This window comes from Stenotrophomonas sp. 107298_Sma, from assembly GCF_056480345.1.
Window position 1 is genome coordinate 668,713 of the sequence record NZ_CM151094.1, and the last position, 25,361, is coordinate 694,073.

Annotated in this window: 20 protein-coding genes; 14 read left to right on the forward strand and 6 right to left on the reverse strand. The window is 66.8% G+C overall.

The window, feature by feature from the left end:
• Window positions 1-79: 79 nt before the first annotated feature.
• The 8 genes from ACZK2G_RS03050 to ACZK2G_RS03085 all read left to right on the forward strand — a co-directional run bounded on the left by ACZK2G_RS03050 (window position 80) and on the right by ACZK2G_RS03085 (window position 13,759).
• Window positions 80-619 (forward strand): fimbrial protein, encoded by a 540-nt coding sequence (locus ACZK2G_RS03050; RefSeq protein WP_046982659.1) that lies wholly within the window; start codon window positions 80-82, stop codon window positions 617-619.
• A gap of 85 nt (window positions 620-704) precedes the next feature.
• The gene (locus tag ACZK2G_RS03055; protein ID WP_046982660.1) at window positions 705-1,436 is read left to right on the forward strand and encodes a fimbrial biogenesis chaperone; all 732 of its coding nucleotides are present in this window, start codon (window positions 705-707) and stop codon (window positions 1,434-1,436) included.
• Window positions 1,437-1,528: 92 nt separating this feature from the next.
• Window positions 1,529-4,093: a fimbria/pilus outer membrane usher protein gene (locus ACZK2G_RS03060; RefSeq protein ID WP_046982661.1), complete on the forward strand. Its 2,565-nt coding sequence runs from the start codon at window positions 1,529-1,531 to the stop codon at window positions 4,091-4,093.
• Window positions 4,084-5,121: a fimbrial protein gene (locus ACZK2G_RS03065; RefSeq protein WP_046982662.1), complete on the forward strand. Its 1,038-nt coding sequence runs from the start codon at window positions 4,084-4,086 to the stop codon at window positions 5,119-5,121. The genes ACZK2G_RS03060 and ACZK2G_RS03065 overlap by 10 nt, the downstream gene beginning before the upstream one ends.
• Before the next feature lie 267 nt (window positions 5,122-5,388).
• The gene (gene wecB / locus ACZK2G_RS03070) at window positions 5,389-6,573 is read left to right on the forward strand and encodes a non-hydrolyzing UDP-N-acetylglucosamine 2-epimerase (RefSeq protein ID WP_046982663.1); all 1,185 of its coding nucleotides are present in this window, start codon (window positions 5,389-5,391) and stop codon (window positions 6,571-6,573) included.
• The gene (locus tag ACZK2G_RS03075) at window positions 6,570-8,771 is read left to right on the forward strand and encodes a hypothetical protein (protein ID WP_478474660.1); all 2,202 of its coding nucleotides are present in this window, start codon (window positions 6,570-6,572) and stop codon (window positions 8,769-8,771) included. The genes wecB and ACZK2G_RS03075 overlap by 4 nt, the downstream gene beginning before the upstream one ends.
• Before the next feature lie 6 nt (window positions 8,772-8,777).
• A complete protein-coding gene (locus tag ACZK2G_RS03080) occupies window positions 8,778-10,925 on the forward strand; it encodes a glycosyl transferase family protein (RefSeq protein WP_478474662.1) in 2,148 nt (715 codons plus the stop codon).
• A complete protein-coding gene (locus tag ACZK2G_RS03085; RefSeq protein WP_478474663.1) occupies window positions 10,922-13,759 on the forward strand; it encodes an NfrA family protein in 2,838 nt (945 codons plus the stop codon). The genes ACZK2G_RS03080 and ACZK2G_RS03085 overlap by 4 nt, the downstream gene beginning before the upstream one ends.
• On the opposite strand, the gene ACZK2G_RS03090 is transcribed toward ACZK2G_RS03085, so the two are convergent.
• The 3 genes from ACZK2G_RS03090 to ettA form a co-directional block, all read right to left on the reverse strand.
• A complete protein-coding gene (locus tag ACZK2G_RS03090) occupies window positions 13,753-14,757 on the reverse strand; it encodes a DUF4434 domain-containing protein (RefSeq protein ID WP_478474665.1) in 1,005 nt (334 codons plus the stop codon). The genes ACZK2G_RS03085 and ACZK2G_RS03090 overlap by 7 nt on opposite strands.
• An 81-nt stretch (window positions 14,758-14,838) precedes the next feature.
• Window positions 14,839-16,155 carry an NCS2 family permease gene (locus tag ACZK2G_RS03095; RefSeq protein ID WP_478474667.1) on the reverse strand — a complete coding sequence of 439 codons (1,317 nt, stop codon included), beginning with the start codon at window positions 16,153-16,155 and terminating at the stop codon, window positions 14,839-14,841.
• A 160-nt stretch (window positions 16,156-16,315) separates the two neighbouring features.
• Window positions 16,316-17,980, reverse strand: a complete 1,665-nt coding sequence (ettA, locus tag ACZK2G_RS03100; protein ID WP_046982668.1) for an energy-dependent translational throttle protein EttA — start codon at window positions 17,978-17,980, stop codon at window positions 16,316-16,318.
• Between the two features lie 254 nt (window positions 17,981-18,234).
• On the opposite strand from ettA, the gene ACZK2G_RS03105 reads away from it, so the two are divergent.
• The 6 genes from ACZK2G_RS03105 to ribD all read left to right on the forward strand — a co-directional run bounded on the left by ACZK2G_RS03105 (window position 18,235) and on the right by ribD (window position 22,950).
• The gene (locus ACZK2G_RS03105) at window positions 18,235-18,708 is read left to right on the forward strand and encodes an RcnB family protein (RefSeq protein ID WP_136639790.1); all 474 of its coding nucleotides are present in this window, start codon (window positions 18,235-18,237) and stop codon (window positions 18,706-18,708) included.
• A gap of 180 nt (window positions 18,709-18,888) precedes the next feature.
• Window positions 18,889-20,142 carry a serine hydroxymethyltransferase gene (gene glyA, locus ACZK2G_RS03110; protein WP_046982670.1) on the forward strand — a complete coding sequence of 418 codons (1,254 nt, stop codon included), beginning with the start codon at window positions 18,889-18,891 and terminating at the stop codon, window positions 20,140-20,142.
• 67 nt (window positions 20,143-20,209) lie between these two features.
• Entirely contained in the window at window positions 20,210-20,629 is a 420-nt protein-coding gene (locus ACZK2G_RS03115) for a hypothetical protein (RefSeq protein ID WP_046982671.1), read from the forward strand.
• Window positions 20,630-20,656: 27 nt separating this feature from the next.
• A complete protein-coding gene (locus ACZK2G_RS03120; RefSeq protein ID WP_428710477.1) occupies window positions 20,657-21,106 on the forward strand; it encodes a hypothetical protein in 450 nt (149 codons plus the stop codon).
• Window positions 21,107-21,254: 148 nt separating this feature from the next.
• Window positions 21,255-21,788 carry a transcriptional regulator NrdR gene (gene nrdR, locus ACZK2G_RS03125; RefSeq protein WP_478474669.1) on the forward strand — a complete coding sequence of 178 codons (534 nt, stop codon included), beginning with the start codon at window positions 21,255-21,257 and terminating at the stop codon, window positions 21,786-21,788.
• Window positions 21,789-21,864: 76 nt separating this feature from the next.
• Window positions 21,865-22,950: a bifunctional diaminohydroxyphosphoribosylaminopyrimidine deaminase/5-amino-6-(5-phosphoribosylamino)uracil reductase RibD gene (gene ribD / locus ACZK2G_RS03130; RefSeq protein ID WP_136639792.1), complete on the forward strand. Its 1,086-nt coding sequence runs from the start codon at window positions 21,865-21,867 to the stop codon at window positions 22,948-22,950.
• A gap of 8 nt (window positions 22,951-22,958) precedes the next feature.
• Here the strand turns inward: ribD and ACZK2G_RS03135 are convergent, their stop codons facing one another.
• The 3 genes from ACZK2G_RS03135 to ACZK2G_RS03145 form a co-directional block, all read right to left on the reverse strand.
• Entirely contained in the window at window positions 22,959-23,498 is a 540-nt protein-coding gene (locus ACZK2G_RS03135) for a hypothetical protein (RefSeq protein WP_478474670.1), read from the reverse strand.
• A gap of 88 nt (window positions 23,499-23,586) precedes the next feature.
• On the reverse strand, window positions 23,587-24,471 hold the full coding sequence (locus ACZK2G_RS03140; RefSeq protein WP_478474672.1) for a hypothetical protein: 885 nt from the start codon (window positions 24,469-24,471) through the stop codon (window positions 23,587-23,589).
• 152 nt (window positions 24,472-24,623) lie between these two features.
• Window positions 24,624-25,244: a hypothetical protein gene (locus tag ACZK2G_RS03145; RefSeq protein ID WP_046982679.1), complete on the reverse strand. Its 621-nt coding sequence runs from the start codon at window positions 25,242-25,244 to the stop codon at window positions 24,624-24,626.
• Window positions 25,245-25,361 lie beyond the last annotated feature (117 nt).

Consider the following 25,361-nt stretch of genomic DNA (forward strand, 5'->3'; position numbering starts at 1 on the left):
GATGGGTCTTGATAGCCCGGCAGTGCTCCTTGCTTCCTCCTCTACTTCTCATCTCTTCAGTAGGGTTAGGTAAAAGCGAATGCACAAGATCAATATCATCGCCGCTCTGATGCTGGCCGCCGCTCCGCTGGCCGCCAACGCCGCCGACGGCACCATCACCTTCAACGGCAAGGTGACCGACAAGACCTGCACCATCTCGACCCCGGGCGGCAAGGACTTCGCCGTCAACCTGCCGACCGTGTCCAAGAACACCCTGGCCAATGCCGGTGCCGTTGCGGGTCGTACCCCGTTCGCGATCAACCTGACCAAGTGCAGCGCCGGCAACGTCGCGACCTACTTCGAGCCGGGTTCGACCGTTGACTTCAACACCGGCCGCCTGCTGAACCAGGCTTCGGCCAACGCTGCCACCAACGTGCAGCTGCAGCTGCTGGGTTCCAACAACCAGGTCCTGCCGATCAAGGCAGCCGGCGCTGGCCTGGCCCAGACCAACTCGCAGTGGGTCACCGTCGGCACCGACGGTTCGGCCGACCTGAGCTACTACGCTGAGTACTACGCCACTGCCGCCGCCACCCCGGGCGACGTCACCAGCAGCGTCAAGTACACGATCATCTACAACTGATCGTAGCCGTACCCGCATTGGCCGGCGTACGCGCCGGCCAATGCTCCGCGGCCTCTGGCCACACACCTCGAGCGTAGTACTTCCGATGAAAGCAATCTTTCCCCGGGCGCTGCTGCTGGCAGCGTTCACGCTGCCCTTCTGCCAGAACGCACTGGCCGGCGTGGTGGTCAACGGCACGCGAGTGATCTATCCGGCGCAGGCGCGCGAAGTCACCGTGCAGGTCGACAACGTGGGCGAATCGCCGGCGCTGGTGCAGGCCTGGATCGACAGCGGCGACGCCAACCAGACCGCCGATACCAGCGATGCACCGTTCGTGCTGACGCCGCCGATCGCGCGCGTCGAGCCGGGCCGCAGCCAGGCGCTGCGCCTGATCTTCTCCGGCGCGCAGCTGCCGACCGACCGCGAGTCGGTGTTCTGGCTCAACGTGCTGGATGTGCCGCCGTCGCCGGACAACGCCGACAACAGTGGCGAACAGAATTACCTGCAGGTCGCGTTTCGTTCGCGCCTGAAGCTTTTCTACCGGCCGCAGGGCCTGAAGGGCGTCGCCAACGACGCACCGGCAGCACTGCGCTGGACCCGCAATGGCGACCGCCTGCGGGTGGAAAACCCGAGCCCCTTCCACGTCACGCTGGCTGAAGTGCATGCCGTGACCGGCAGCAGTGAAAAGGCCGTCGAGGACAAGGGCGCGATGGTCGCGCCGAAGCAGAGCCTGGAGTTCGCCGCACCGGCGGGCACCGACCAGGTCCGCTTCATCACCATCAACGACTACGGCGGCCGGGTGGAACACACCATCCGCCTCGGCAGCACCGGGGGCTGAACGCGCCGCGCCGGCCCATGGCCTGCGCATCCCGCCACCGCCGCCGTGCGGCGAATTGAAGGAATGTCAGTGTGATCGGAAACAGATTGACATTGTCGATCCATCAGGCGCTTTGCCTGTTGGTTGCTGGCGTGGCCTGCCCAGGATGGGCGCTGGCTGCCCCGGCCAATCTCGGCGAACAGGCGCTGATGGCGCAGAGTGGTGCGGCCAATGCGCGTGCACCGGAATCGGCCCAGTTCAACTCCAGCTTCCTGTCCGGCCAGGCCAAGCAGGTCGACCTGGCGGCCTTCAGCAACGGCAACCCGATGGTGGCCGGCACCTACCGCGTCGACGTCTACGTCAACGGTGCCTGGCAGGGACGTCGCGACCTGCAGTTCAAGGCCGATGCGCAGGGTCGCGTCGACGCCTGCCTGCCGCTGCCGATGCTGGAAGAAATGGGCGTGGACAGCGAGGCCGTGCTGCTGCAGCAGGACCCGTCCGTGCCGGCCGACAAGACCAGCTGCGTGCCGGTGCAGCAGCGCATGAGCAACGCCTACGGCATCTATGACAGCGGCAACCTGCGCTACGACCTCAGCATTCCGCAGGTGTTCCTGCGCCGCGAGGCGCGCGGCTACGTCAACCCGGCGCTGTGGGACCGCGGCATCAATGCCGGCTTCGTCGGCTACAGCTTCAATGCGATCAACAGCGACAGCCGCGTCGAAGGTGGCCAGCGCAACCGCAGTGCCTACCTCGGCCTCAATGCCGGCCTGAACCTGGGCGGCTGGCAGTTCCGCCACGACTCGAACCTGACCTGGTCCGAGGGTGACGGCCGCCATTGGCAGAGCATCGCCACCTACGCACAGCGCGGCATCCCGCAGGTGCGCGGCATGCTCACCATCGGTGAGGCCTACACCACCGGTGAACTGTTCGATTCGATCGGGTACCGCGGTGCCAGCCTGGCCAGCGACGACCGCATGCTGCCCGACTCGCTGCGCGGCTACGCGCCGGTCGTGCGTGGTATTGCTGAAACCAACGCGCGCATCGAAGTGCGCCAGAATGAGCAGTTGATCTACTCCTCGACGGTGTCGCCGGGCAGCTTCGTCATCGACGATCTGTACCCGACCGGCTATGGCGGCGACCTGGATGTGAGCGTGATCGAGGCCGATGGCCGCCGCCGCGAATTCAAGGTGCCGTTCGGTTCGGTGCCGCAGATGCTGCGCGAAGGCGTGTCGCGTTACGCGCTGACCGCCGGCCAGGTGCGCAACAAGCTGCTGGCCGATGAGCCGTGGCTTGTGCAGGGCACCTATCAGCGCGGTATCGGCAACCAGCTGACCCTGTACGGCGGCACGGCGCTGAGCGATGGTTACCTGTCGCTGCTGTACGGCGTCGGCCTGTCCACGCCGGTCGGCGCGTTCGCCGCCGACGTCACCCATGCACGTACGACGTTCGACCACTACGGCAACCACACCGGTGCCAGCGTGCGCTTGAGCTACAGCAACATGATCGGCGAAACCGGGACCAACCTGACCCTGGCCGCCTACCGTTATTCGACTGAAGGCTTCTACAGCCTGCAGGACGCGCTGTATGGCCGTGATTCGGACAAGCGCGGCATCGACCCGACCACCCGCGGTCGTCAGCGCAGCCAGTTCCAGGTAACGCTGAACCAGCCGCTGGGCCGTCGCGGCGGTGCGCTGTACGTGACCGGTTCGGTGCGTGACTTCTACGATCGTCCGGGCACTTCCAAGCAGTACCAGGTGGGCTACAACAACGCCTGGCGCTCGGTGAACTACGGCTTCTCGGCACTGCGCACCGAAGAAGGCGTGCTCGGCCGTTCCGATACCCAGTACCTGCTGTCGATGAGCGTGCCGCTGGGCCGTGGCAGCCACCCGGTGTCGTTCAGCGCCGATGTCGGCGTGCGCGAGCGCGGTGGCTACGACAACAGCCGTGTCGGCATTACCGGTTCGACCGGCATCGACAACAACTTCAGCTACGGCGTGGCCCTTTCCGACTCCCGCGAAGGTGGTACCACCGCGGTCGGCAGCGCCGAATACCGCAGCCGCTACAGCGCGTTGAACGCCACCTACAGCCACTCGCGCGATTTCCGCCAGGCCTCGGTCGGCGCCAACGGCAGCGTGGTCTTGCATCCGGGCGGCTTCACCTTCACCCCGCAGCGTGGCGACACCATGGTGCTGGTCGAAGCACCGGGCGCGCGCGATGCGATCGTCAGCAATGCCCCGGGCCTGCGCGTCGATGGCCGCGGTTACGCTGTGGTCCCGTACGTGTCGCCGTACCGCCTCAACACCGTTACCCTCGATCCGCAGGGCATGGCCCACGACGTCGAGCTGGAAAGCACCAGCCAGTCGATCGCGCCGTTCGCCGGTGCCATCAGCTACCTGCGCTTCGATACCCGCAAGGGCAACGCGCTGCTGATCCAGGTGCGCAACACCGATGGCCGCACCATGCCGTTCGGTGCACAGGTCAAGGACGAGCAGGGCCAGCCAGTGGGCATGGTCAGCCAGGGTGGCCGCCTGTACGTGCGCAGCGAGAAGAACCAGGGCCAGTTGCAGGTCGAGTGGGGCGCAGGTGCCGACCAGCGCTGCACCATTGATTACCAGGTACCGGCGGGCGCCGATGCGTCCAAGACCGGCTTCATCCCGCTGGAGGCAGCATGCCGATGATTTCTTCCCGTGGCCGCAAGGCATTGGCCGCGTTGGCTCTGCTGGGGGGCGTGCTGCTGGCGCAGCAGGCCAGTGCGGCCTGCCGCATCCAGGTCAACGGTTTCGTTGCGCAGGACGTGCAGATGGACATGGGTCAGATCGTGATCCTGCCCAGTACACCGGTGGGTGGCGTGATCAAAGAGATCAGTGTGCCGATCAACCAGCAGAACAACGTTGCCCGCTGCGACTACTGGTATAGCGGCTACTCGACAGGCGAGTACGTCAACGCGCCGCAGAAGCGACCGGTGGCCGGCTTTGCCAACGTCTATGAGACCGGCGTGGCCGGCGTGGGCATCCGCCTGTTCCGCGACTCCGGCGCGATCCAGGCCTATTACCCACATACCATCAATTTCGCGGCCAACTCCACCATCTCGCTGATCGGCGGCCAGTTCCGCATCCAGCTGATCAAGACCGCCGCACAGACCGGTTCGGGCGTGATCGCACCGAACGGTCGCTTCACCACCTACTACTTCGATGGTGATGGCCCCAGCCGCCCGGTGCTGACCTCCACCTTCAGGGGCTCGGGCACCACCGTGGTCAGCCCGACCTGCGAAGTGCAGGCCGGCAGCCGTAACATCGCCGTTGATTTCGGCAGCGTGCCCAACACCACCTTCACCGGCGTTGGTTCGCGTGCGGTCGATCGTGATTTCGAGATCCGCCTGAACTGCCAGGGCAGCAATGTCGCTGCCTACCAGAGCAAGATCGGCATCCGCCTGGACGCCGACCAGGACAGCTCGAACATGCCCGGCGTGCTGAAGCTGAGCGCGGCCACCAACAGCGCCACCCGCATCGGCATCCAGATGGTCCAGCGCGATGGCAGCACCGAGCGCGAAGTGCGCTTCGGCCAGACCGTCAACGTCGGTACCACCACCACCGGTACCAGCACCATGACCTTGCCGCTGCGTGCCCGCTATGTGCAGACCCAGGCCGGTACCGTCGGTGCGGGTGTCGCGAACGGCCAGGCGACCTTCACCATCCAGTACGAGTAAGACGGCCGCAGGCCGCCGCCACCGCTGCGTTCCACCGCAACGTCACCTGTTTCGCAGGTGGCGTTGACTGCGTCTTGATCTTCCAACGATGAAGATCGGTGCCACGACGCACGTACAACCACATGAATGTGATGTATGTCGCGAATTTGGAGTTTCCTCATGAGGTGACCGTCTCCTGCCTGCGGGTATTGGACGGCAACGCCGAAAGGATCCAGACGTGGCTACAGCTGCCTGCATCCCCCCGCGCCACCCTTCGGGAGCGCTGCGGTGAAGGTCCTGTCCGTGTTCGGCACACGGCCGGAAGCGATCAAGATGGGGCCGCTGGTGCGGGCCTTGGCAGAATCTGCCGACATCGAGTCGGTGGTCTGCATCACGGGCCAGCACCGGGCGATGCTCGACCAGGTGATGTCGCTGTTCGAGATCACCGCCGACCATGACCTCGATGTCATGGTGCCCAACCAGACCCTCAACGGACTGTGCGCCAGGCTGTTCGAGCGGCTTGACGCGCTCTACACACAGGTTCGCCCGGACCGCGTGCTGGTGCATGGCGATACCACCACGGCGATGACCGCCGCGCTGGCCGCGTTCCATCACCGCATCCCGATCGGCCACGTCGAGGCCGGCCTGCGCACCGGTGACATCAACCGGCCATGGCCGGAGGAAATGAACCGGCGGGTGATCGACGTGGTCGGCCACCAGCTGTATGCGCCCACCGCCAGCTCGCGCGCCAACCTGGCCCGCGAGCATCTGGGCGGGCAGATCCTGGTCACCGGCAACACCGTCATCGATGCCCTGCAGCAGACCGTACAGCGGTTGGATGCCGACCCGGCCCTGCGCGCGCAGGCCGACGTGCCCTTCCACATGCTCGACCCGCGGCGGCGCCTGCTGCTGGTCACCGGCCACCGCCGCGAGAGCTTCGGCCAGGGCTTCGAGGATATCTGCCGCGCACTGGCCGAGCTGGCGCGGCGGCCGGACCTGCAGGTGCTGTACCCGGTGCACCTCAATCCGAACGTGCAGGGTCCGGTCAACGCCCACCTCGGCCATCTCGACAACGTGCACCTGGTGCCGCCGCAGGACTACCTGCGTTTCGTGCGCCTGATGCAGCGCGCCGACGTCATCCTCACCGATTCCGGTGGCGTGCAGGAAGAAGCGCCGGCGCTGGCCAAACCCGTTCTGGTGATGCGCGATGTCACCGAGCGTCCGGAGGCGGTTGAGGCGGGTGTGGTGACGCTGGTCGGCACCACGCCTTCGCGCATTGTCGAGGCGGTCAACGCAGCGTTGGCACAGCCACCGCAGCCGACCCACTTCGATCCCGATGCCAGTCCCTATGGCGATGGTCGCGCCAGCGCGCGCATCGTCGCCGCCCTGCGTGGCACGCCCCTTCCCGAATTCTCGCCCGGTCTCCGCAGCGGCGGGGCCATCCACCCTCATCCCCATGAAGTGATGCCATGACCCAGACCGGCCGCTCTCCTTTGTTTGCTTCCGCTGCCGCGTTCATCCTTTCGGGTGTGGTCGCCAGTGCCCATGCCGCAGACAGCGTTGCCGGCCAGTTCGCCGAATGGAGCGGCGACAGTACGGTGAACCGGCAGATGAGCCTGCGCGAACTCGGCTTCCGCCAGCCATTGGTGTTGAGCGGGCAGGAGAGCCAGCGCGAGATCTACCTGCCGGTGCCGGCCGGCGTCGCCACCCGCGATGCGCAGCTGCAACTGGACGGGCGCTACGTGCGCGGGCATGCCGGGCGCACCTCGGGGTTGTGGTCGGTCGACGGAGACCCGATCGCCGCGCGTTCGATCACCGATGCGCAGGGTGATGCCAGCCAGCTGCTGGCCATCGATGGCGAACCCCGCCAGAACGGTTTCGTGCGGGTCGGCGTCGGCTGGTGGTCGATCGTTTCCGATTACCAGTGCGCCGATCAGAGCGCACCGGCCAACGTGCTGCGGCTGTCGCCGGATTCGCGTTTCAGCTATCGCTTCGACGGCCGCGCCGTGGACACCGTGTCCAAGGCCTGGGGCGCGCTGCCGCCACGGGTGCGCCTGCTGGTGGATGGCAAGGCTCTGCAGGCGCCTGTCTATGATGCCGCCTGGCGCATCGGTACCGCGTTGCAGGCCGGTGGCAAGCAGGTGCAGGTGGTCGCACTGCCTAAGGTTGGTGACAGCGTCGACCTGACTGGCATCAGCATCCCGGCCAGCCTGCAGGGCGTGCCGGCCTATGCCGCGCTGGCGTCGGGCGAACGTGCGTATGTGCTGAAGGATCTGGCTGAAGTGGGGGCGCTGCTGTCGCTGCGTGACAGCGGGCCGTTGGCCGCCGATGTGATGATCGGCAGCAACGCGTTGCGGGCTGGAGTACGCGCGGCGCTGGACGCACTCGCTGCACAGGTCGGCGGCGCTGGCGCTGATGCCGGCACGGCGTTCGCCGCGTGGCGCCGTACCGGCATGGACGGCCTGGAAAAGCCCGCGGCCAACGCCTCGGTCAGCGTGGTCGCCATTGCCGGCCGTCCGACGCTGGTGGTCGACCCGGCGGCGGCGGGCAAGGTCGCCGGATTGTTTGCGGAACACTGGCGCAGCTATGCGCTGGGCCGCAGCCTGCAGGTCACCGCGGCCGGCACGCCGAAGCTCGACGGCGACCAGGTGCTGCTGAGCCGGCTCGGCAACATCGCCGGCACGATGGACGTGGTCACCCGCGCCGATCGCAGTGCCAGCTTCGACCTCGGCGCGCTGTCGGCCGATGGCCGCCTGCCCGAGGAAGTGGTGATCGATGTCTCGGCGGCGCCGAACGCAGCCGGACAGGGCGCGGTAGCCACGATCTACTTCAATGACTACCTGCTGGGCGGCAAGGTGCTGTCGGCCAATGGCCAGCCGCAGCGGCTGGTGGCCAAGGTGCCGGCCTATGCGCTGTCGGCGCGCAACGAGATCCGCGTCAGCTTCCTGCGCCAGCCGGCACGCCCCTATTGCCACGATCCGGCCACCGCTTATCCAGTCTCGATCCTGCCCAGCAGCCACCTGACCCTGGCCAAGCGTTCGCTGGGCAGTGACTTCGTTGGTGCCAGCAGCCAGCTGTCACGCGGCAACCAGGTGTTCGTGCCCGCCACGTGGCTGCAGGATGCACCGGCATCGCTGGCCAAGGTCATCGCTGTGGCCAGTGCAGTGGGTGCGTCGCCGGAGGCATCGGAACTGAAGGTGGTCGATGCCGGTGCGGCGGTCAGCCCGGGTGCGCCATGGCTGGCCTTCGGCGTGGCACCGGCCGGTGTCGATGTGGCCGGCCTGAAGGACGGGCACCTGCTGATCGGCGGGAAGCCGCAGCCGCTGCTGGATGTCAGCGGCCTGGACCGCGCAGCGGTGGTGCAGGTCGGCACCTCCGGCGGCCAGCTCGGCATGCTGTACAGCGACCTTGGCGCACAGGCACCGCCGTTCGGCGCACCGTTCCGGCTGCTGCGCGGTGATCTCGCCGTGCTCGACGGCAGTGATGCCGTGCGCGAATTCGACCGCCAGGATCCCTATGGCACGCGTGTCGCGCAGGACGGCAATCCGCAATCGAAGTGGGAACGGCACATGGTCTGGTTGCTGCTGCTGGTCGGCGTGATCGTGTTCGCGCTGCTGGCCGCCCGCGTCACCCAGGTGCGCCGCCGCAAGTCCGCCAACACAGGGCACTGATCCACCGTGGACGGTCTGTTCTGGAACATCCAGCTGGCAAACTACTACGCCGCCCTGGAAACCACGGCGGCGGCGGTGGCCGTGCTGATCCTGATCTCCAGCCTCGATGACCTGTTCATCGATGTCTGGTACTGGGTGCGCGAGAGCTGGCGCGCGCTCACCATCAAGCGTCGCGAAGCGTATAAACCGCTGACCCAGGAAGACCTGCTGCAGCGGCCGCAACAGCCGCTGGCGATCATGGTGCCGGCGTGGATGGAGTACGACGTCATCGCGCAGATGGTGGAGAACATGATCAACGTACTCGACTACCGCGAGTACGTGGTGTTCGTCGGCACCTATCCCAACGACCAGCAGACCATCGATGAAGTCGAGCGCATGCGCCGCCGCTACAAGCGCCTGCGACGCGTGGAAGTGCCGCATGACGGGCCGACCAGCAAGGCCGACTGCCTGAACTGGCTGATCCTGGCCATCTTCGATTACGAGAAGCGCCACGACATCGAGTTCGCCGGCGTGATCCTGCACGACAGCGAAGACGTGCTGCACCCGATGGAACTACGCTTCTACAACTACCTGCTGCCGCGCAAGGACATGATCCAGCTGCCGGTGACCTCGCTGGATCGCGAATGGTATGAGCTGGTGGCGGGCGTCTACATGGACGAATTCGCCGAATGGCACGCCAAGGATCTGGTGGTGCGCGAGAGCGTGTCCGGCATGGTGCCCTCCGCGGGCGTCGGTACTTGCTTCTCGCGGCGCGCGCTGCTGGCATTGAGTGCGCAGACCGACAACCAGCCCTTCAACACCGACAGCCTCACCGAGGACTACGACGTCGGTGCACGACTGGCGGCGATGGGCATGCAGTCGATCTTCGCGCGCTTCCCGGTGCAGTTCCGCGTGCGCCGTCCCTCGTGGTTCGGCTGGGGTCCGGTGCGCGAACGCACCCAGCAGATGGCCCTGTGCGTGCGCGAATACTTCCCCGACAACTTCCGCGCTTCCTACCGGCAGAAGGCACGTTGGGTGCTGGGCATCGGCCTGCAGAGCTGGGAGTCGCTGGGCTGGCGCGGCTCGCTGGCCACCAAGTACCTGCTGGCGCGCGACCGCAAGGGCATCATCACTTCGTTCGTCAGCATCATCGCCTACGTCATCTTCCTGCAGCTGCTGCTGTTCTGGCTGCTGAAGATGGCCGGGGTATGGACGATGCAGTTTCCCAGTGTGTTCCAGGCCGGTACCTGGCAGATGAACGTGGCGCTGCTGACCACGGCTGCATTGGTGACCCGCGTCGTGCAGCGTTTCTACTTCGTCAACCGGCTGTATGGCTGGGAGCATGCGCTGATGTCGATCCCGCGCATGGTGGTCGGCAACATGATCAATTTCATGGCCACCGCCCGTGCCTGGAAGGTGTTCCTGGCCTACCTGCTGTTCGGCAAGCGCATGGTCTGGGACAAGACCATGCACGATTTTCCCGATGCGGCGCAGCTGGTGCAGACCCGCAAGCAGCTGGGTGAACTGCTGGGCACCTGGCAGGCCGTTGAACCCGAACGCCTGCAGCTGGCGCTGGACCAGCAGCATGCCGGTCGGCAGCAGCCGCTCGGCCGCATCCTGCTTACCCAGGGTTGGTTGGATGATGAGACGCTGGCCGAGGCGATCGCCTTCCAGGGTGACCTGCAGCGCGCGGTGATCGATGTGGACTACCTGCGGGCCTGTCAGTTCCCGGTCAGTGCCGATGCCTGCGTGCAGTGGCGCATGCTGCCGCTGCCTCCACGCCAGGAGGGAACACTGCGGCTGGCAGTAGCCAGCCCATTACCCGAAGAAGCGTTGGCACTGCTGAAGCAGGAAACCCGCAGTGATCACGTCGAACAGAGCATTGCCCGCGAAAGCGAAATCAACGCTGGCCTGCGCCTGATCGGCGGCGACCGGCAATGGCACCTGGACAACGTGCCGCTGCTGGGCGACCTGCTGGTGGAGATGCGCCTGATCGACCACGCGCGCTTTGAGATTGCACTGGACGCGTACAAGCCGCAGCGCGACGGCCGCATCGGCGACTACCTGGTGAAGCAGGGCATCACCAGCGAAGAGGCCGTGGCCCAGGCCATGCAGGAACAACGCCGGCGCGCGGCCACGCTGCAGTCGCCGCCTCCCGGAGCCTTGCCGGCATGAAGACCACGCTGCTCTCCACCGTCATTGCCGTGGCATTGGCCACGGCCACCACGCCGGTGCTGGCACAGGCCGATGCGCCGCTGCCATTGTCCGGTGCGGCCTACCGCATCGCCGAGCAGGCCTTTGCCGCCTATGAACGTGGCGATTACCCCACGGCCTACCGGCAGTCCAGTGAAGCGATCCGGCTGCGCCCGGACGTGGTGCGGCTGCGCCTGCTGCAGATCTATGCGCTGCAGAAGCTCGGTCGTGGCGCAGAAGCGCAGCAGCAAGCGCGCCGTGCGCTGGACGTGGGGTTGAAGGATCCTGCCTTGCCTGCGCTGGCGGCGGCTACCGCTGCACGTAGCGCGTCCACGGACGGCAAGGGCGTGCGCACCGCATCCCCATCGCGTCCGGTCGGCAGCGCCGCAGACCGCGCCAAGCAGCGGGCCTACTCGCTGGCCACCGAGGCCTACGCGGCCTATGACGCCAAGCAGATGGGCGTGGCGGCCAGCAAGGCCGAACAGGCGTTCCGCCAGCAGCCGGGGCAGGGGGCGTGGGCGCTGTTGTGGGTAGCTGCACTGGAGGCCCAGCAGCAACCCGAGCAGGCCGACGCCGCGATCAGCACCGCGCTGCGGCTGGGCGCCCCCAACATCGAGGAGCTGCGCGAAAGGCGTGCGGCGCTGGACCGCCAGCGCGCACTGCTGCAGGCTCAGCAGGCCTACCGATCACTGTCCGCACGTAACGATGCCGCCGCCATTGCACAGGCGCGCGCGGCAGTGGAACTGGCGCCGGATATGGCTTCCTACCGGCTGCTGTTGATCACCGCGCAGCTGCAGGGTGAGCAGCTGTCCGAGGCTGAACGTAGCGCGGACCTGGCACTGCAGACCGACGCCAAGGACCTCAATGCGCAGGTGATGCGGGGCTATCTGCGCCAGCGCCAGGGCAATTCGGTGCTCGCCAATGAGGACTTCGACACCGCACTCGCCACGCCCGGGCAATCAGCCCAGCAGCAGCGCAACGTGCGCCTGCTGGCGGTGGATGCGGCGCTGGCTGCAGGCGATCGGGAGCGTGCGGCTGCACTGCTGGCACCGCTGCAGGCAGCAGGTCCCGCAGGTGAAGGCGATGCACGGACACGGCAGCTGCTGCAGCAGGGCATCGAGCAACGCGCCAAGGCGATCCGCACCAGCGGCGAGCCTCCCCGAATGAGTGCGCAGAGCTACCCGGCTCCGTTCCAGCACTGCCAGGTGAGTGACACCGGCAACGCGTGCGAGCTGATGCCGGCCGACCTGCAGGGTGATGGCGGTGCCGCGCAGCGTGCCTACGCGGCTTACGCACGCCGGGACTACGCTGACGCCATCGTTGAGGCGCGGCAGGCCGTGCAACTCGCGCCGGAGGACGAGAACCTGCAGGGCTTGCTGACCACTACCCTGGCAGCGGGCAACCGCGGCCAGCAGGACGAAGCACGGCAGCGCCTCGGTGCAGCGCTGGCACAGCATTCTGATGACGCGGGTTCGCTGATGCAGCGTGGCTATCTCAACCAGAAGGCGGGTGACCCGGCACAGGCGCTGGCAGACTTCCGCGCCGCAGAGGCCACCGGCAAGGCGCCAAAGACCGTGGTGCTCGACCAGGCCTACGCCAGTGCCGCCAACGGCGACCATCCACAGGCGGTGACCCTGCTGCGCAGTGCCATTGATCGCGCCGATGCCGGCGAGCTGACACTGGATGAGCTTCAGCGCTACAACGTGCGCAATGCCATCGCCAACTATTCGCGCGAGTGGGGCGTGATTGCCTCGGCCGGTTTCCGAGGCGCACGCCAAGCCGCAACCAATGTCGGCGGTGCGGCGATCAGCACACCGGGCGATTCGGTGTTCAGTACGCTGGAGGCGTTCTGGCGGCCCCCGGCCTTCAACGACCGGCACGGCACGCTGGAGCTCTACGCGCGGCTGCTCAACACGCTGTATGACGAAGGCGGCACCTACGAATCCATCCGTGCGGTGGATCCCTGCACGGGTGAATCGACACCGGATGCACGCGCACGCGCCGAGCGCCTCAGTCATTCGCGTTCGACCACCGGCTGGCCGTCCACCATCGCGTCCTTCGGCATGCGCTATGCGTTCGGCCAGACTGGCCTGAGTGCCGGCATCGAGCGCCGCCAGTTCCTCGGCAGTGCCACCCGCCAGGGCGAGGTCTACCCCGCATCGGCGGCCGTGCAATGCCGCCTGCAGCTGGCGCTGAACCCACCACTGGAAGCCAGTACGCTGGCGCGATACCGGTTGGCCAGTGGCTCCGGTGGATGGATGTCCTACCTCACCTACGGCTACTACCACGGCACCGATCTACGCACCGATGTGAATCAGTGGTGGATGGTCAGTGGCTACGCGCAGGGGGGATACACCTGGGACGACAACGGTGCCACCTTCACCCTCGACGCGCTTGATGCCAACGGCACGCCGGTGCGGCGCCTTGGCGAGGCCAATGGCCGCCTGCATCGCGAACAGTGGTTCGCTGCCGGTGAACTGCGCGCCGGGCGAAGCTTCCGCTTCGGTGCAGGGCAGACCCACTGGGTGGTCACGCCGTACGTGGTGGTGGGAGCGGACTGGCTGGATCAGCGCTCGCGTGTGCGCGACATCCGCTACTCGCCGTTCCCGGCGCAGTCGTTCGCGCTCAACGACACGCAGCGCAGCTGGTCACTTGGCGCGGGCCCGGGCGTAGGCGTGCGCTACTGGTTCCGCGAGGACCACTACAACGCTCCACGTTCCTACCTGGATCTGACCGTGCAGTACCGCATCGCCATCGGCGGCGGTGATACGCAACGCGCCAAGGGTCTGTTCGCCACCGCCATCCTCTACTACTGAGGCAGGCCCCAGCGTCGCCGCAACGCTGCGGCCTGCGGCGTATCCTGGGTCAGCCACGGCTCCAGCGCATAGACCAGCACGTGTTGCGCGCCGCCGTCGCGTGCCCACGCGAGCTGGCGCTGGATGCGCGCGGCGTCGGCGGTTTCGCCCTTGAACGCGCTGCCGTCGGCAGGGCCGCCGGGCAGTTCGCGGAACAACTCAACGATCGCATCGAAACCGATGCTGTGTGCATGGAAATGATCGAGCAGCGGTTGCAGCTGCTGCACGTTGCCGGCACCGGCCACCCCCACGCCGTCCTGCACCATGGGCCGCACCGCCGCTTGGGCCAGCACGGCCTGCCACAACGTGACCAGGTTGCCGTCGGTCTGCAGGCGGCTGAAGTAACAGGAGATCGCACAGTCGCCGCCGCGTGCGCTGGCGGCCTGCACCAGCCCGTGCAGCCACTGCGCCAGCCATTGCTGGCGGGCCGGATCGGCCCAGTGGTACTGCTCCAGTTCGTAGGGCAGGTACCAGCCCCCGAAGGCCGGCTGCTGTGCCCAGGGCGCCTGTGCCAACCAGCTGCGTGCGTGCGCCAGGCTCTCGGCCAGGAAGGCCTGCAGCGTTGCGTCGTCTGCGCCGATGGCCTGCCACCAGCGTTGCTGGAAGGGCAGGCCGACGCGGATGCGGATGTCGTTCTCGCTGGCAGCGGTGAACAGCTGCTGCAGGCTGCCGTCGGGCAATGACCAGTCGCCGTCGCTGCCACCGACGATGCCGGTCCACTGCAGCACCAGCTGCCGGCAGCCCAGCGTACGTGCAAGCTTCAGGGAACGCTGCCAGTCGGCCAGGCCCCACTGCAGGTGGCTGCGCCACGGCTGCAGGAAGGTGCCATCGATCTGCACCGGCAGCGAGCAGCCGGGCAGGGTGGTCAGCGCAGCGGCCAGCGGTGCCAGCACTGCCGTACGCAGCAGCCGGCGGCGCAACGGCGAGGACGGATCAGCAGGAAGGACTGGCGGCGGCATGCCCGCATCATCCCAAAGCATCGTGCGCGGCAGGTGAACCACCGCCGGTAGTGCCGGCCGCTGGCCGGCACCGCCCAACGCTTACTCCAGCGCGTAGCGCAGGGTGAACAGCAGCGCCACCAGCCACACCGCCGGATGCACTTCGCGCCAGCGCCCGGTACCGGCCTTCAGTGCGGCATAGGCGATGAAGCCGAACGCCAGGCCATTGGCAATCGAGTAGGTGAATGGCATCGCCAGCGCACACAGCGCGGCCGGCACCGATTCGGTCAGGTCGCTCCAGTCCACTTCCACCAGTTCGCGCAGCATCAGGCCGGCCACGAACAGCAGTGCTGGCGCGGTGGCGTAGCTGGGCACCATCGCCGCCAGCGGCGAGAACAGCAGCGCGGCCAGGAACAGCGCCGACACCACCAGCGCGGTCAGGCCGGTACGGCCACCGACCTGCACGCCCGAGGCGCTTTCAGCGAAGGCGGTGGTGCTGCTGGTGCCGAGCATCGAACCGGCCACGATCGCGGTGCTGTCGGCCAGCAGAGCGCGGCCGAAACGCTTCTGCGCGCCCGGCAGCTTCAGCAGGCCGGCGCGGCCGACCACGCCGTACAGCGTGCCGGTGGCATCGAACACTTCCACCAGCACGAACACCAGCACCACCTGCAGCAGCACAGCGATCGGCGCGCCGCCGTCATGGTGCAGCAGGCCCGGCAGGTCCAGCTGCAGGAAGGTGGGTGCCAGGCTCGGCGGCAGCGAGACCAGGCCCTGGTACTGCACGTCGCCCAGTGCCCAGCCAGCGCCGGTCACCGCCAGGATGCCGATCAGGATCGCACCGCGGATGCGGCGCGCTTCCAGCACCGCGATCAGCAGGAAGCCGGCCAGCGCCAGCAGCGGCGGTGCCGTGTTCAACGGGCCCAGCGCCACCAGCGTGTCTTCATTGCCGACGATCACGCCGGATTTCTGCAGCGCGATGATCGCCAGGAACAGGCCGATGCCGGCCACGATCGCCGAGCGCAGCGACGAAGGAATGCCCGACACCAACCACGCGCGTACACCGGTCAGCGACAGCACCAGGAACACCAGGCCGGAGATGAACACCGCCCCCAGTGCCTGCTGCCACGGCAGGCCGGCGGCACCGACCACGGTGAAGGCGAAGAACGCGTTCAGGCCCATGCCCGGTGCCATGCCCACCGGGAAATTGGCGGCCAGTGCCATCACCGCCGAACCCAGCGCGGCGGCCAGGCAGGTGGCGACGAACACCGCGCCGGCGTCCATGCCGGTGGTGCCGAGGATCTCGGGATTGACGAAGACGATGTAGGACATCGTCAGGAAGGTGGTGACACCGGCCAGCAGCTCGGTGCGCACGGTGGTGCCGTGTTGCTGCAGCTGGAACAGGCGTTCGAGCAGTGACATGGGGAATCTCGCGACAATAAGGTGTCACGACCAACGGTCGTGACCTACCCGAATGCAGAACGTGGGTACCGACCGTTGGTCGGTACGCCTCCAGTCACCACCAACGGTGGTGACCTACCGAAATGAGAAAGGCCGCGCGAGCGCGGCCTTTCCGGTTGCCTTACTTCAGCGCCTTGAAGCGCAGGCGCTTCGGCGCGGCGTCGTCGCCCATGCGGCGGCGCTTGTCTTCTTCGTACTCGCGGTAGTTGCCCTGGAAGAACTCCACGTGCGAGTCGCCTTCGAACGCCAGGATGTGGGTCGCGATGCGATCCAGGAACCAGCGGTCATGCGAAATGACGAAGGTGTTGCCCGGGAATTCCAGCAGCGCATCTTCCAGCGCACGCAGGGTTTCGATATCCAGGTCGTTGGACGGTTCGTCGAGCAGCAGCACGTTGCCACCCTGCAGCAGGGTCTTGGCCATGTGCAGGCGGCCACGCTCACCACCGGACAGCGAACCGACCATCTTCTGCTGGTCCTGGCCCTTGAAGTTGAAGCGGCCGATGTAGGCGCGCGACTGGATCTCGATGCCGTTGATGTTGAGGATGTCCAGGCCGCCAGCGATTTCCTGGAAGACGTTGTGGTTGCCTTCCAGCGCGTCGCGGCTCTGGTCCACGTAGGACAGCTTCACGGTCGGGCCGACCACGATCTCGCCGGTGTCCGGCTTTTCCTGGCCGGTGATCATCTTGAACAGGGTCGACTTACCGGCACCGTTGGGGCCGATGATGCCGACGATAGCGCCGGCCGGCACCAGGAAGCTCAGGTTGTCGAACAGCAGGCGGTCGCCGAACTTCTTCGAGACGTTCTTGAACTCCATCACCGCCTGGCCCAGGCGCTCGCCCGGCGGGATGAAGATTTCATTGGTCTCGTTGCGCTTCTGGTAATCGACCGACTGCAGCTCTTCAAGGCGGGCCAGACGGGCCTTGCCCTTGGTACGGCCGCCCTTGGCGTTCTGGCGCGACCACTCCAGCTCCTTCTGGATCGCCTTCTGGCGGGCCTTTTCCTGATTGTCTTCCTGCTTCAGGCGCTCATCCTTCTGGGTCAGCCAGTCGGTGTAGTTGCCCTTCCACGGAATGCCGCGGCCGCGGTCCAGTTCCAGGATCCACTCGGCGGCGTTGTCCAGGAAGTAGCGATCATGGGTAACGGCCACGACGGTGCCGGTGTAGCGCGCCAGGAACTGTTCCAGCCATTCCACCGACTCGGCGTCGAGGTGGTTGGTCGGTTCGTCCAGCAGCAGCATGTCCGGCTTCTGCAGCAGCAGGCGGCACAGCGCCACACGGCGCTTCTCACCACCGGACAGCTTGCCGACGATGGCATCCCACGGCGGCAGGCGCAGCGCATCGGCGGCCACGTCCAGCTGGTTTTCCAGGGTGTGCGCATCGCCCGCGGCGAGGATCGCCTCCAGGCGCTCCTGTTCCTTGGCCAGGGCGTCGAAGTCGGCGCCTTCTTCGGCATAGGCCGCGTACACCGCTTCCAGCGCAGCCTGCGCCTGCAGCACTTCGCCCACGCCTTCCTCGACCGCTTCACGCACGGTCTTGGTCGGGTCCAGCTCCGGTTCCTGCGCCAGGTAGCCGACCTTGATGCCAGCCTGCGGGCGGGCTTCGCCCTCGAAATCGGTGTCCACGCCGGCCATGATCTTCAGCACGGTGGACTTGCCGGCGCCGTTCAGGCCCAGCAGGCCGATCTTCGCACCCGGGAAGAACGACAGCGAGATGTCCTTGATGATCTGCCGCTTGGGCGGGACCACCTTGGACACGCGGTTCATGGTGTAGATGTATTGCGAGGACATGAGGTCTCCGTAGGCGCGGCCCTGCGCCCGATCCGTCACGGGGAGCTTCCCGTTGCGGCAGCGGGCACAGACTGAAAAGGAATACCGCCAATTATAGCCGGAACCGGTTCCGCGCCGCGCCCGGGAAGGGCTGCCGGGCTGGCTGCGGCCTGAATACTCCGTCACAGTCCCGCGGCAGGAAGCGTTTCCAGCTGGAAACGGTTCAGATCGGGTGCGCAATATGGGCTCACCACCCACCCAAGCAGAGGTCTGACATGCGCATCAATCGAGTAATGGCCGGAGCCGTGGCCTCTGTGCTGGCGCTCGGCGCGGTGGCCCCGGCCTTCGCCGACAACGATCACCGCCGCGACCATGACCGCCGCGAGTGGCGCGAGGATCGCCGCGAATGGCGCCAGGATCGCCGTGAGTGGGAACGTGATCGCCGCGAGGCCCGGCGCGACTATCGCCAGGACCGCCGTGAATGGCACCGCGACCATGACCGTTACTACCGCCCAGCGCCGCCGCGCGTGGTCTATCGCCCAGCCTATGGCCCGGGCTATGGCTGGAAGGTCGGCCACCGCTACCGCGACTATTACCGCGGCCCGATCTACGTGGTGAACGACTATCCGCGCTATCACCTGCGCCGCCCGCCGTACGGGCACCAATGGATCCGCGATGACCGCGGCAACATGTTGCTGGTGGCCATCGCAACCGGCGTGATCGCCCAGTACGTGCTCAGCAACCGCTGAAGATCGCGGCAGGGGTCGGATCCCTTTCCACCGGAAAGGCCTCTGACCCCACTGACGAAACCATACGGGGCCGGATTCCTTCGGGGATGCCGGCCCCGTCCTTTTCGGCCCCAGCAGGCCGGTGCGGGGCTACAATCAAGGGCTGAGTCGTACCCCTTTCCCTGCCTGCTGGAGTACCCGATGTTCCCGCGTGACGTCCGCATCGAATCCTACGATCCCGAACTGGCCAAGGCCATCGCCGCTGAGACCCAGCGCCAGGAAGACCACGTCGAGCTGATCGCCAGCGAGAACTACACCAGCCCGGCGGTGATGGAAGCCCAGGGCAGCCAGCTGACCAACAAGTACGCCGAAGGCTACCCGGGCAAGCGCTACTACGGTGGTTGCGAATACGTGGACATCGCCGAGCAGCTGGCGATCGACCGCCTGAAGCAGCTGTTCAATGCCGACTACGCCAACGTGCAGCCCCACAGTGGTTCGCAGGCCAACCAGGCCGTGTACTTCGCCCTGCTGCAGCCGGGTGACACCATCCTCGGCATGAGCCTGGCCCACGGCGGCCACCTCACCCACGGTGCCAAGGTGAACGCCTCGGGCAAGCTGTTCAACGCCGTGCAGTACGGCGTGAACGACCAGGGCCTGATCGATTACGACGAAGTCGAGCGCCTGGCCCTGGAGCACAAGCCGAAGATGGTCGTGGCCGGCTTCTCGGCCTACTCGCAGGTGATCGACTGGGCGCGCTTCCGTGCCATCGCCGACAAGGTCGGTGCCTACCTGTTCGTCGACATGGCCCACGTTGCAGGCCTGGTCGCCGCAGGCGTCTACCCGAGCCCGCTGGAACACGCCCATGTGGTCACCTCGACCACCCACAAGACCCTGCGCGGCCCGCGTGGCGGCATCATCGTCGCCAAGGGCGCCGACGAAGACCTGGTCAAGAAGCTGCAGTCGATCGTGTTCCCGGGTATCCAGGGCGGTCCGCTGATGCACGTCATCGCCGGCAAGGCCGTGGCCTTCAAGGAAGCGCTGGAACCGGGCTTCAAGGCCTACCAGCAGCAGGTGGTGAAGAACGCCCAGGCGATGGCCAACACGCTCATCGCGCGCGGCTACAAGATCGTCTCCGGTGGCACCCAGAACCACCTGATGCTGGTCGACATGATCGGCAAGGACGTGTCCGGCAAGGATGCGGAAGCCGCGCTGGGCAAGGCCCACATCACTGTCAATAAGAACTCGGTGCCGAACGACCCGCGTTCGCCGTTCGTCACTTCGGGCCTGCGCCTGGGCACCCCGGCGGTGACCACCCGCGGCTACGTCGAGCAGGACTGCGTGGACCTGGCCAACTGGATCGCCGACGTGCTCGACGCGCCGAGCGATGACGCCGTCATCGCCCGCGTGCGCGACGCCGTCAGCGCGCAGTGCCGCAAGTATCCGGTCTACGGCTGATCGAAGCAGGGGGTCGGATCCCTTCCCGCAGGGAAGGGCTCTGACCCCGTCATCAGGAATCCCGCGCATGGATGAGCGCCACCTCAAGTACCTCTACACCGCCCTGGCGGTGCTGTTTGGCCTGCCCAGCCTGGCGATGGGCGGCGCGGCGGCGACGATGCTGCTGCTGATGGGGCTGGGCCAGTTCGGCCATGGCACGCTGGCCTCGGTGACGGTGATGCCGCTGTGGGGCCTGGCCGGCATTGCCGGCTGCCTGGCCTGGTTGTGGCTCAGCGCGGGTTTTCTGATGCAGGGGCGTGCCGGGCTGCACGTGCACCGCCTCTGGTGGTGGATGCTGCTGGCGGGCGGTCTCGCCGCCTTGCCCCCACTGGGGCTGGCGCTGTGGTGGGGCGTCACCGTGCACGCCGAAGGCATCAGCTTGTTGCTGCTGGGTCCATCGATGCTGGTGCCGGCAGCGATGCTGGTGTGGATCAAACGCCGCGCATGACGCGGCCCACGGAAGGAAATCGAACGCATGGATGAGCGTCTGCACAAACGCTGGATGGCGATCGCCGGCCTGCTGGTAGGCCTGCCCACCGTAGCCGCCGGAGGCACGGCTGCGGTGCTCGGGCTGATGGTCGTATGGGATGGCAAGTATCTGACGGGCGACGAGCACACGCTGTTGCTGCTGTGGTCGTCGGCCGGGATCATCGGCCTGCTGTCCTGGCTGTGGCTGAGCGGCCTGTTCCTATGGCGCGGTCTTGCAGGCCTGCGCCAATCGCCGGTTGTGGCCTGGGTGGGGCTGGCGCTGGGGGCCTTGGCCGCGTTGGGTGTGGTCGCCGCCACGCTGTACTTCACCTTCAAGCAAGGGGAAATCTCGACATTGGCTTTCCTCGGCTTTGGCCCACCGCTGCTGGTGATGGCGGGGCACCTGGTGTGGTTGCGCTGGGCTCGCGCCGCCTCGGTGCCGCCCGCACCCGGTTGAGTGGGTAGTCCAGACCTCGCTGGACGATTGGATTGGCTGAAATGCAGGTGCTTCCGCGCAGCCAGCATTTGCTGCTGCGGCCCTTCTCAGGTACCTTTGCGACGCTGCCATGACCGTGGCAATAGGTACTCCCTGAGCCAGGCGTTCAATGCACTGCCCCTTCTGCCAACATGCCGATACCCGGGTCATCGACTCGCGCGTCTCCGAAGACGGCGCGACGATCCGTCGTCGGCGTGAATGCGAAGCTTGCGGCGAGCGCTTCAGCACCATGGAAACGGTCGAACTGAAGCTGCCCGCCATCGTCAAGAGCGATGGCACCCGCGAGGCGTTCGACCAGCGCAAGGTGCGTGCAGGCTTCGACCGCGCGCTGCAGAAGCGTGCCGTGGCCGAAGACAAGATCGAAGCGGCGGTACGCGCCGTGGTCCATCAGCTGCGCATCAGCGGCGAACGCGAAGTGCCGTCGATCAAAGTGGGCGAGTTCGTGATGAACGAACTGCGCAAGCTTGACCATGTCGGTTATGTGCGTTTCGCTTCGGTCTATCGCAGCTTCGAGGACGTGGCCGATTTCCGCGAGGAGATCGAGAAGCTTGAACGCGACCTGCCTTCCAGTACCGAACAGCTGCAGCTGCTGGGCGATGTGATTGCCCTGACCAAGAAGAAGAAGGGCTGGCCGCCCCGGTAGATGCCAACCTTGGTTGGCGCCGTACGCTTCATCCACGCATGGCGTGGATCAACACCGGCGGCGTTACCATGGCCGCATGACCACCCTGTTCTCCGTCCTCGACCACCTGCACATGGCCAACGCACTGCGTCTGGCCGAGCGTGCCGCCTACACCACCCGCCCCAACCCGATGGTGGGCTGCGTCATTGCCCACGGCGAACGTGTGGTCGGGCAGGGCTGGCACCAGCGTGCTGGCGGCCCGCATGCCGAAGTGTTCGCATTGCGCGAAGCCGGCAGCGAAGCACGTGGAGCTACTGCCTACGTCACCCTGGAACCGTGCGCGCATTACGGCCGCACGCCGCCGTGCGCGTTGGCGCTGATCGAAGCTGGTGTGTCGCGCGTGGTCGCGGCGATGCGCGATCCATTCCCGAAGGTCGATGGCGGGGGCTTTGACCTGCTGCGCAACGCCGGCATCGACGTTGCCGAGGGCTTGATGGCGGCGCAGGCGCGCGAACTCAACAAGGGCTTCCTGTCCCGCGTGGAGCGCGGCCGTCCGTGGCTGCGGGTGAAACTGGCCGCCAGCCTCGATGGCCGTACCGCGATGGCCGACGGCAGCTCGAAGTGGATCACCGGCCCCGCCGCTCGCGAGGACGTGCAGCACTGGCGCGCGCGCGCGGGCGCGATCCTCACCGGCGCCGACACCGTGATCGCCGACGACCCGATGCTGACCGTGCGCCTGGCCGACACCGAAGTGTTGCCGCCACTGCGCGTGGTCCTCGATTCACGCCTGCGCTCGCTGGAATGCAGCCGTGTGCGCGAAGGTGGAGGTCCGACGCTGTACCTGCACGATGCGATGGTCAGCCCGCCTGACGCAGCCGACGCGGCCTTCGCCAGCGTAGCCATGCGCCACGGCCGACTTGATCTGGGCGCGGTGCTGGCTCTGCTGGCCGAACGCGGTATCAACGAGGTGCATACCGAAGCCGGTGCAACCCTGGCCGGCGCGCTGGTGCGTGGTGGCTGGGTGGACGAACTGCTGCTTTACCAAGCACCCACACTGCTGGGCGACAGCGGCCGCCCACTGCTGGCCGACCTCGGCATCGGCGCGATGGACCAGCAGCGCCGACTGCGCGTGGTCGACCAGCGCCAGGTGGGCGACGACCTGCGCCTGCTGCTGCGGGCATGAAAAGGGGCTCAACGATCCTCGCCGGGCGGGTGCTCGTTCCACTCGAAGAAGGGCAGGAACGCATCGGCCAGCCCGCCCATCAGCGGGGCCGGGTTCTGTACGCGCCAAGCACCGCTGCCATGATCGCGCTCGAATGACACGGTGATGATCCTTTCGCGGTCTGGTGCCGATGCGATCATCTGCGTATACACCGTCGCCAGTTCGCTCGACATCTGCGGTGGATGTGGTCCGTTGAATGGCACCGGGTGCTGCCGATAGACGGGCAGCAGGCCCGTCAGGTCCGGCAGGTGGCAACGGTAGTCAACATCGGCGACGTCTGCCTGCGGATGATGCACGCTGCCGACACTGCAACGCACCGATGTCTGGCGCCTGCGCAGGGCCGCGGCGGCCTGCGGCCAATCGGCCATTTCAGGCGCTTGCTCGAGATGGCTTACGCTCGCCAGCGCCGCCGCGATCGCCGGGCCCTTGGCTGTACCCAGATAGCGGCCCAGCTCGGCCTGGGCCGCGGTATCGCCGTGCACGATCACCTGTGCGTACAGCTCGAACACGTGTCCGGACGTCGGCACAGGCGGCGCCGCCTGTGCCGCAACCGGGGCCAGCAATGCAGCCAGCCCCAGTCGCTTCAGCGCAGCGAACTCACGCGCACGCATCGGTCCACATCATCTCGGCCATCGGACGCAGCGCCTTGCACTCCTGCGTCATCTCATCGGCCGACTTCACCTGCGCCTTGGCCTTCAGTTCCTCGGCCATCGCATCCACGCCGCTGATCTGGTCCGGCGCGATCTTCGCCACGCAGGCGCGGTGCTGCTGCAGCAACAGGTCGCAGCCAGGTACGCCGGTTACCTTCGGCGCGTTGGCCGCCTGCGCGTCCTGCATCCAGTCCTCGAACGGGGCCAGCGCACCGGCGACGGTGCCCACCAGGTCATCGAAGTTGCCGCTGTACCAGTAGCCGTTGTCCTTGGCCGGGTACAGGGTGAAGGTGCCGCTGACCAGCACGCGCGCGCCACTCTGCAGTGCCTGTGTGTAGGCGTCGGTGAACTGCTTGCGCGAGGCCGGGGTGGCATCGGCGGCCAGGCTGGCGGCGAACAGCGGGCGGACCTTGCCCAGGTCGGGCACCTGGCAGCTGAAGGTGATCCGCGCCAGCTTCTGGTCGTCCACGTATTCGTTGTCCTCGATCACGCTCTTGGTCGCGCGGCACTTCGAATCGCGCAGGGCCTTGGCATACAGCGCTTCGGTGGCGGCGGCGTCGGCCTTGGCGCCGGCGCTTGCGAGCACCGTCTGCCAGGGTTCGGCCAACGCCTTGGCCAGCGCACCCGGGGACGGTGTCACTGCATCCTGGCCCTCGAACGCCGGCTTCAGTGCGTCGTTGAGCGCACGCGTGGCGGCAGCGTCGTCCTCCAGCAGGGTGCGTGCATACAGGTCGAACGCCTGTTCGGGCGACAGCGTGGCCGGGGCGGCCGTGGCGACCAGCGGGGCGCACAGCAGCACGCTGGCCAGAAGGGTACGGGTGGGGGTCTTCATGACGGTGTTTTCCTGTTCCAGAGGCGCGCAAGACTAGCGCATCTGCCCACGCTTTCGATGGCGAGAAGCAGCTAGGTGACGGTGCGCAGCGGACAAAAAAACGGGCCCCTTGCGGGGCCCGTTCGATCGCACGACGAGGAGCGATCGTTGGATCAGAAGCTGGCGCGGACGCCGGCGGAGTACTGGGTAACGTCGCGGTAGCCGGAGATCTCACCCACCAGACCCCAGGTCTTGGTGAAGTTGATCTGGCCACCGAGAGTGCCGACCCAGGTGCCCTTGTAGTTGTTGCCGCCGTCCATGTAGCCGGCCTTGGCCCAGGCTTCGGTCATGCGCGACGGCTTGCCGCGGATGCCCATGGTGGCGCGGGCCAGGTTGGTGTGGTCCTTGTAGCGGTCGCTGTAGCCGTCGTAACGATCGGTCAGTTCAGCGTTCTGACGCACCCAGGCGATGTCGGCGGTGAAGTCGACGCGGTCGGTCCACGGCATGTGGTAGCCGATGCCCAGCTCCGGCTGATTCAGTTCAACCTTCAGCGAGCCATCGCTGTAGTGGTAGGTCTTGCTGGTGCGCGACCAGCCACCGAACACGTAGACCTGCTCGGCCACGGCGACCGAGCCACGCAGGTAGCCACCGTCGACCTTCGGGTCGTCCAGTGCGTTGTCGTCAACCTTGACCTGCGTCCAGCCGCCTTCGACGTAGGTGTAGCTCAGGGCGTCGGCGGAGGCCGAGAACGGAGCGGCGGCCAGCAGAGCGGCCACGATCAGGATCTTGCGCATGGGAATTCCTGTGAATTTCAGTCCATTGGCGGGTCTGCCCAGCGGGCGGCCCGTGGCGACCTCATGTCGTCCGGTGCGCATGTTAATGAAATTTTTACAGATTGCGAGCGACGGCCG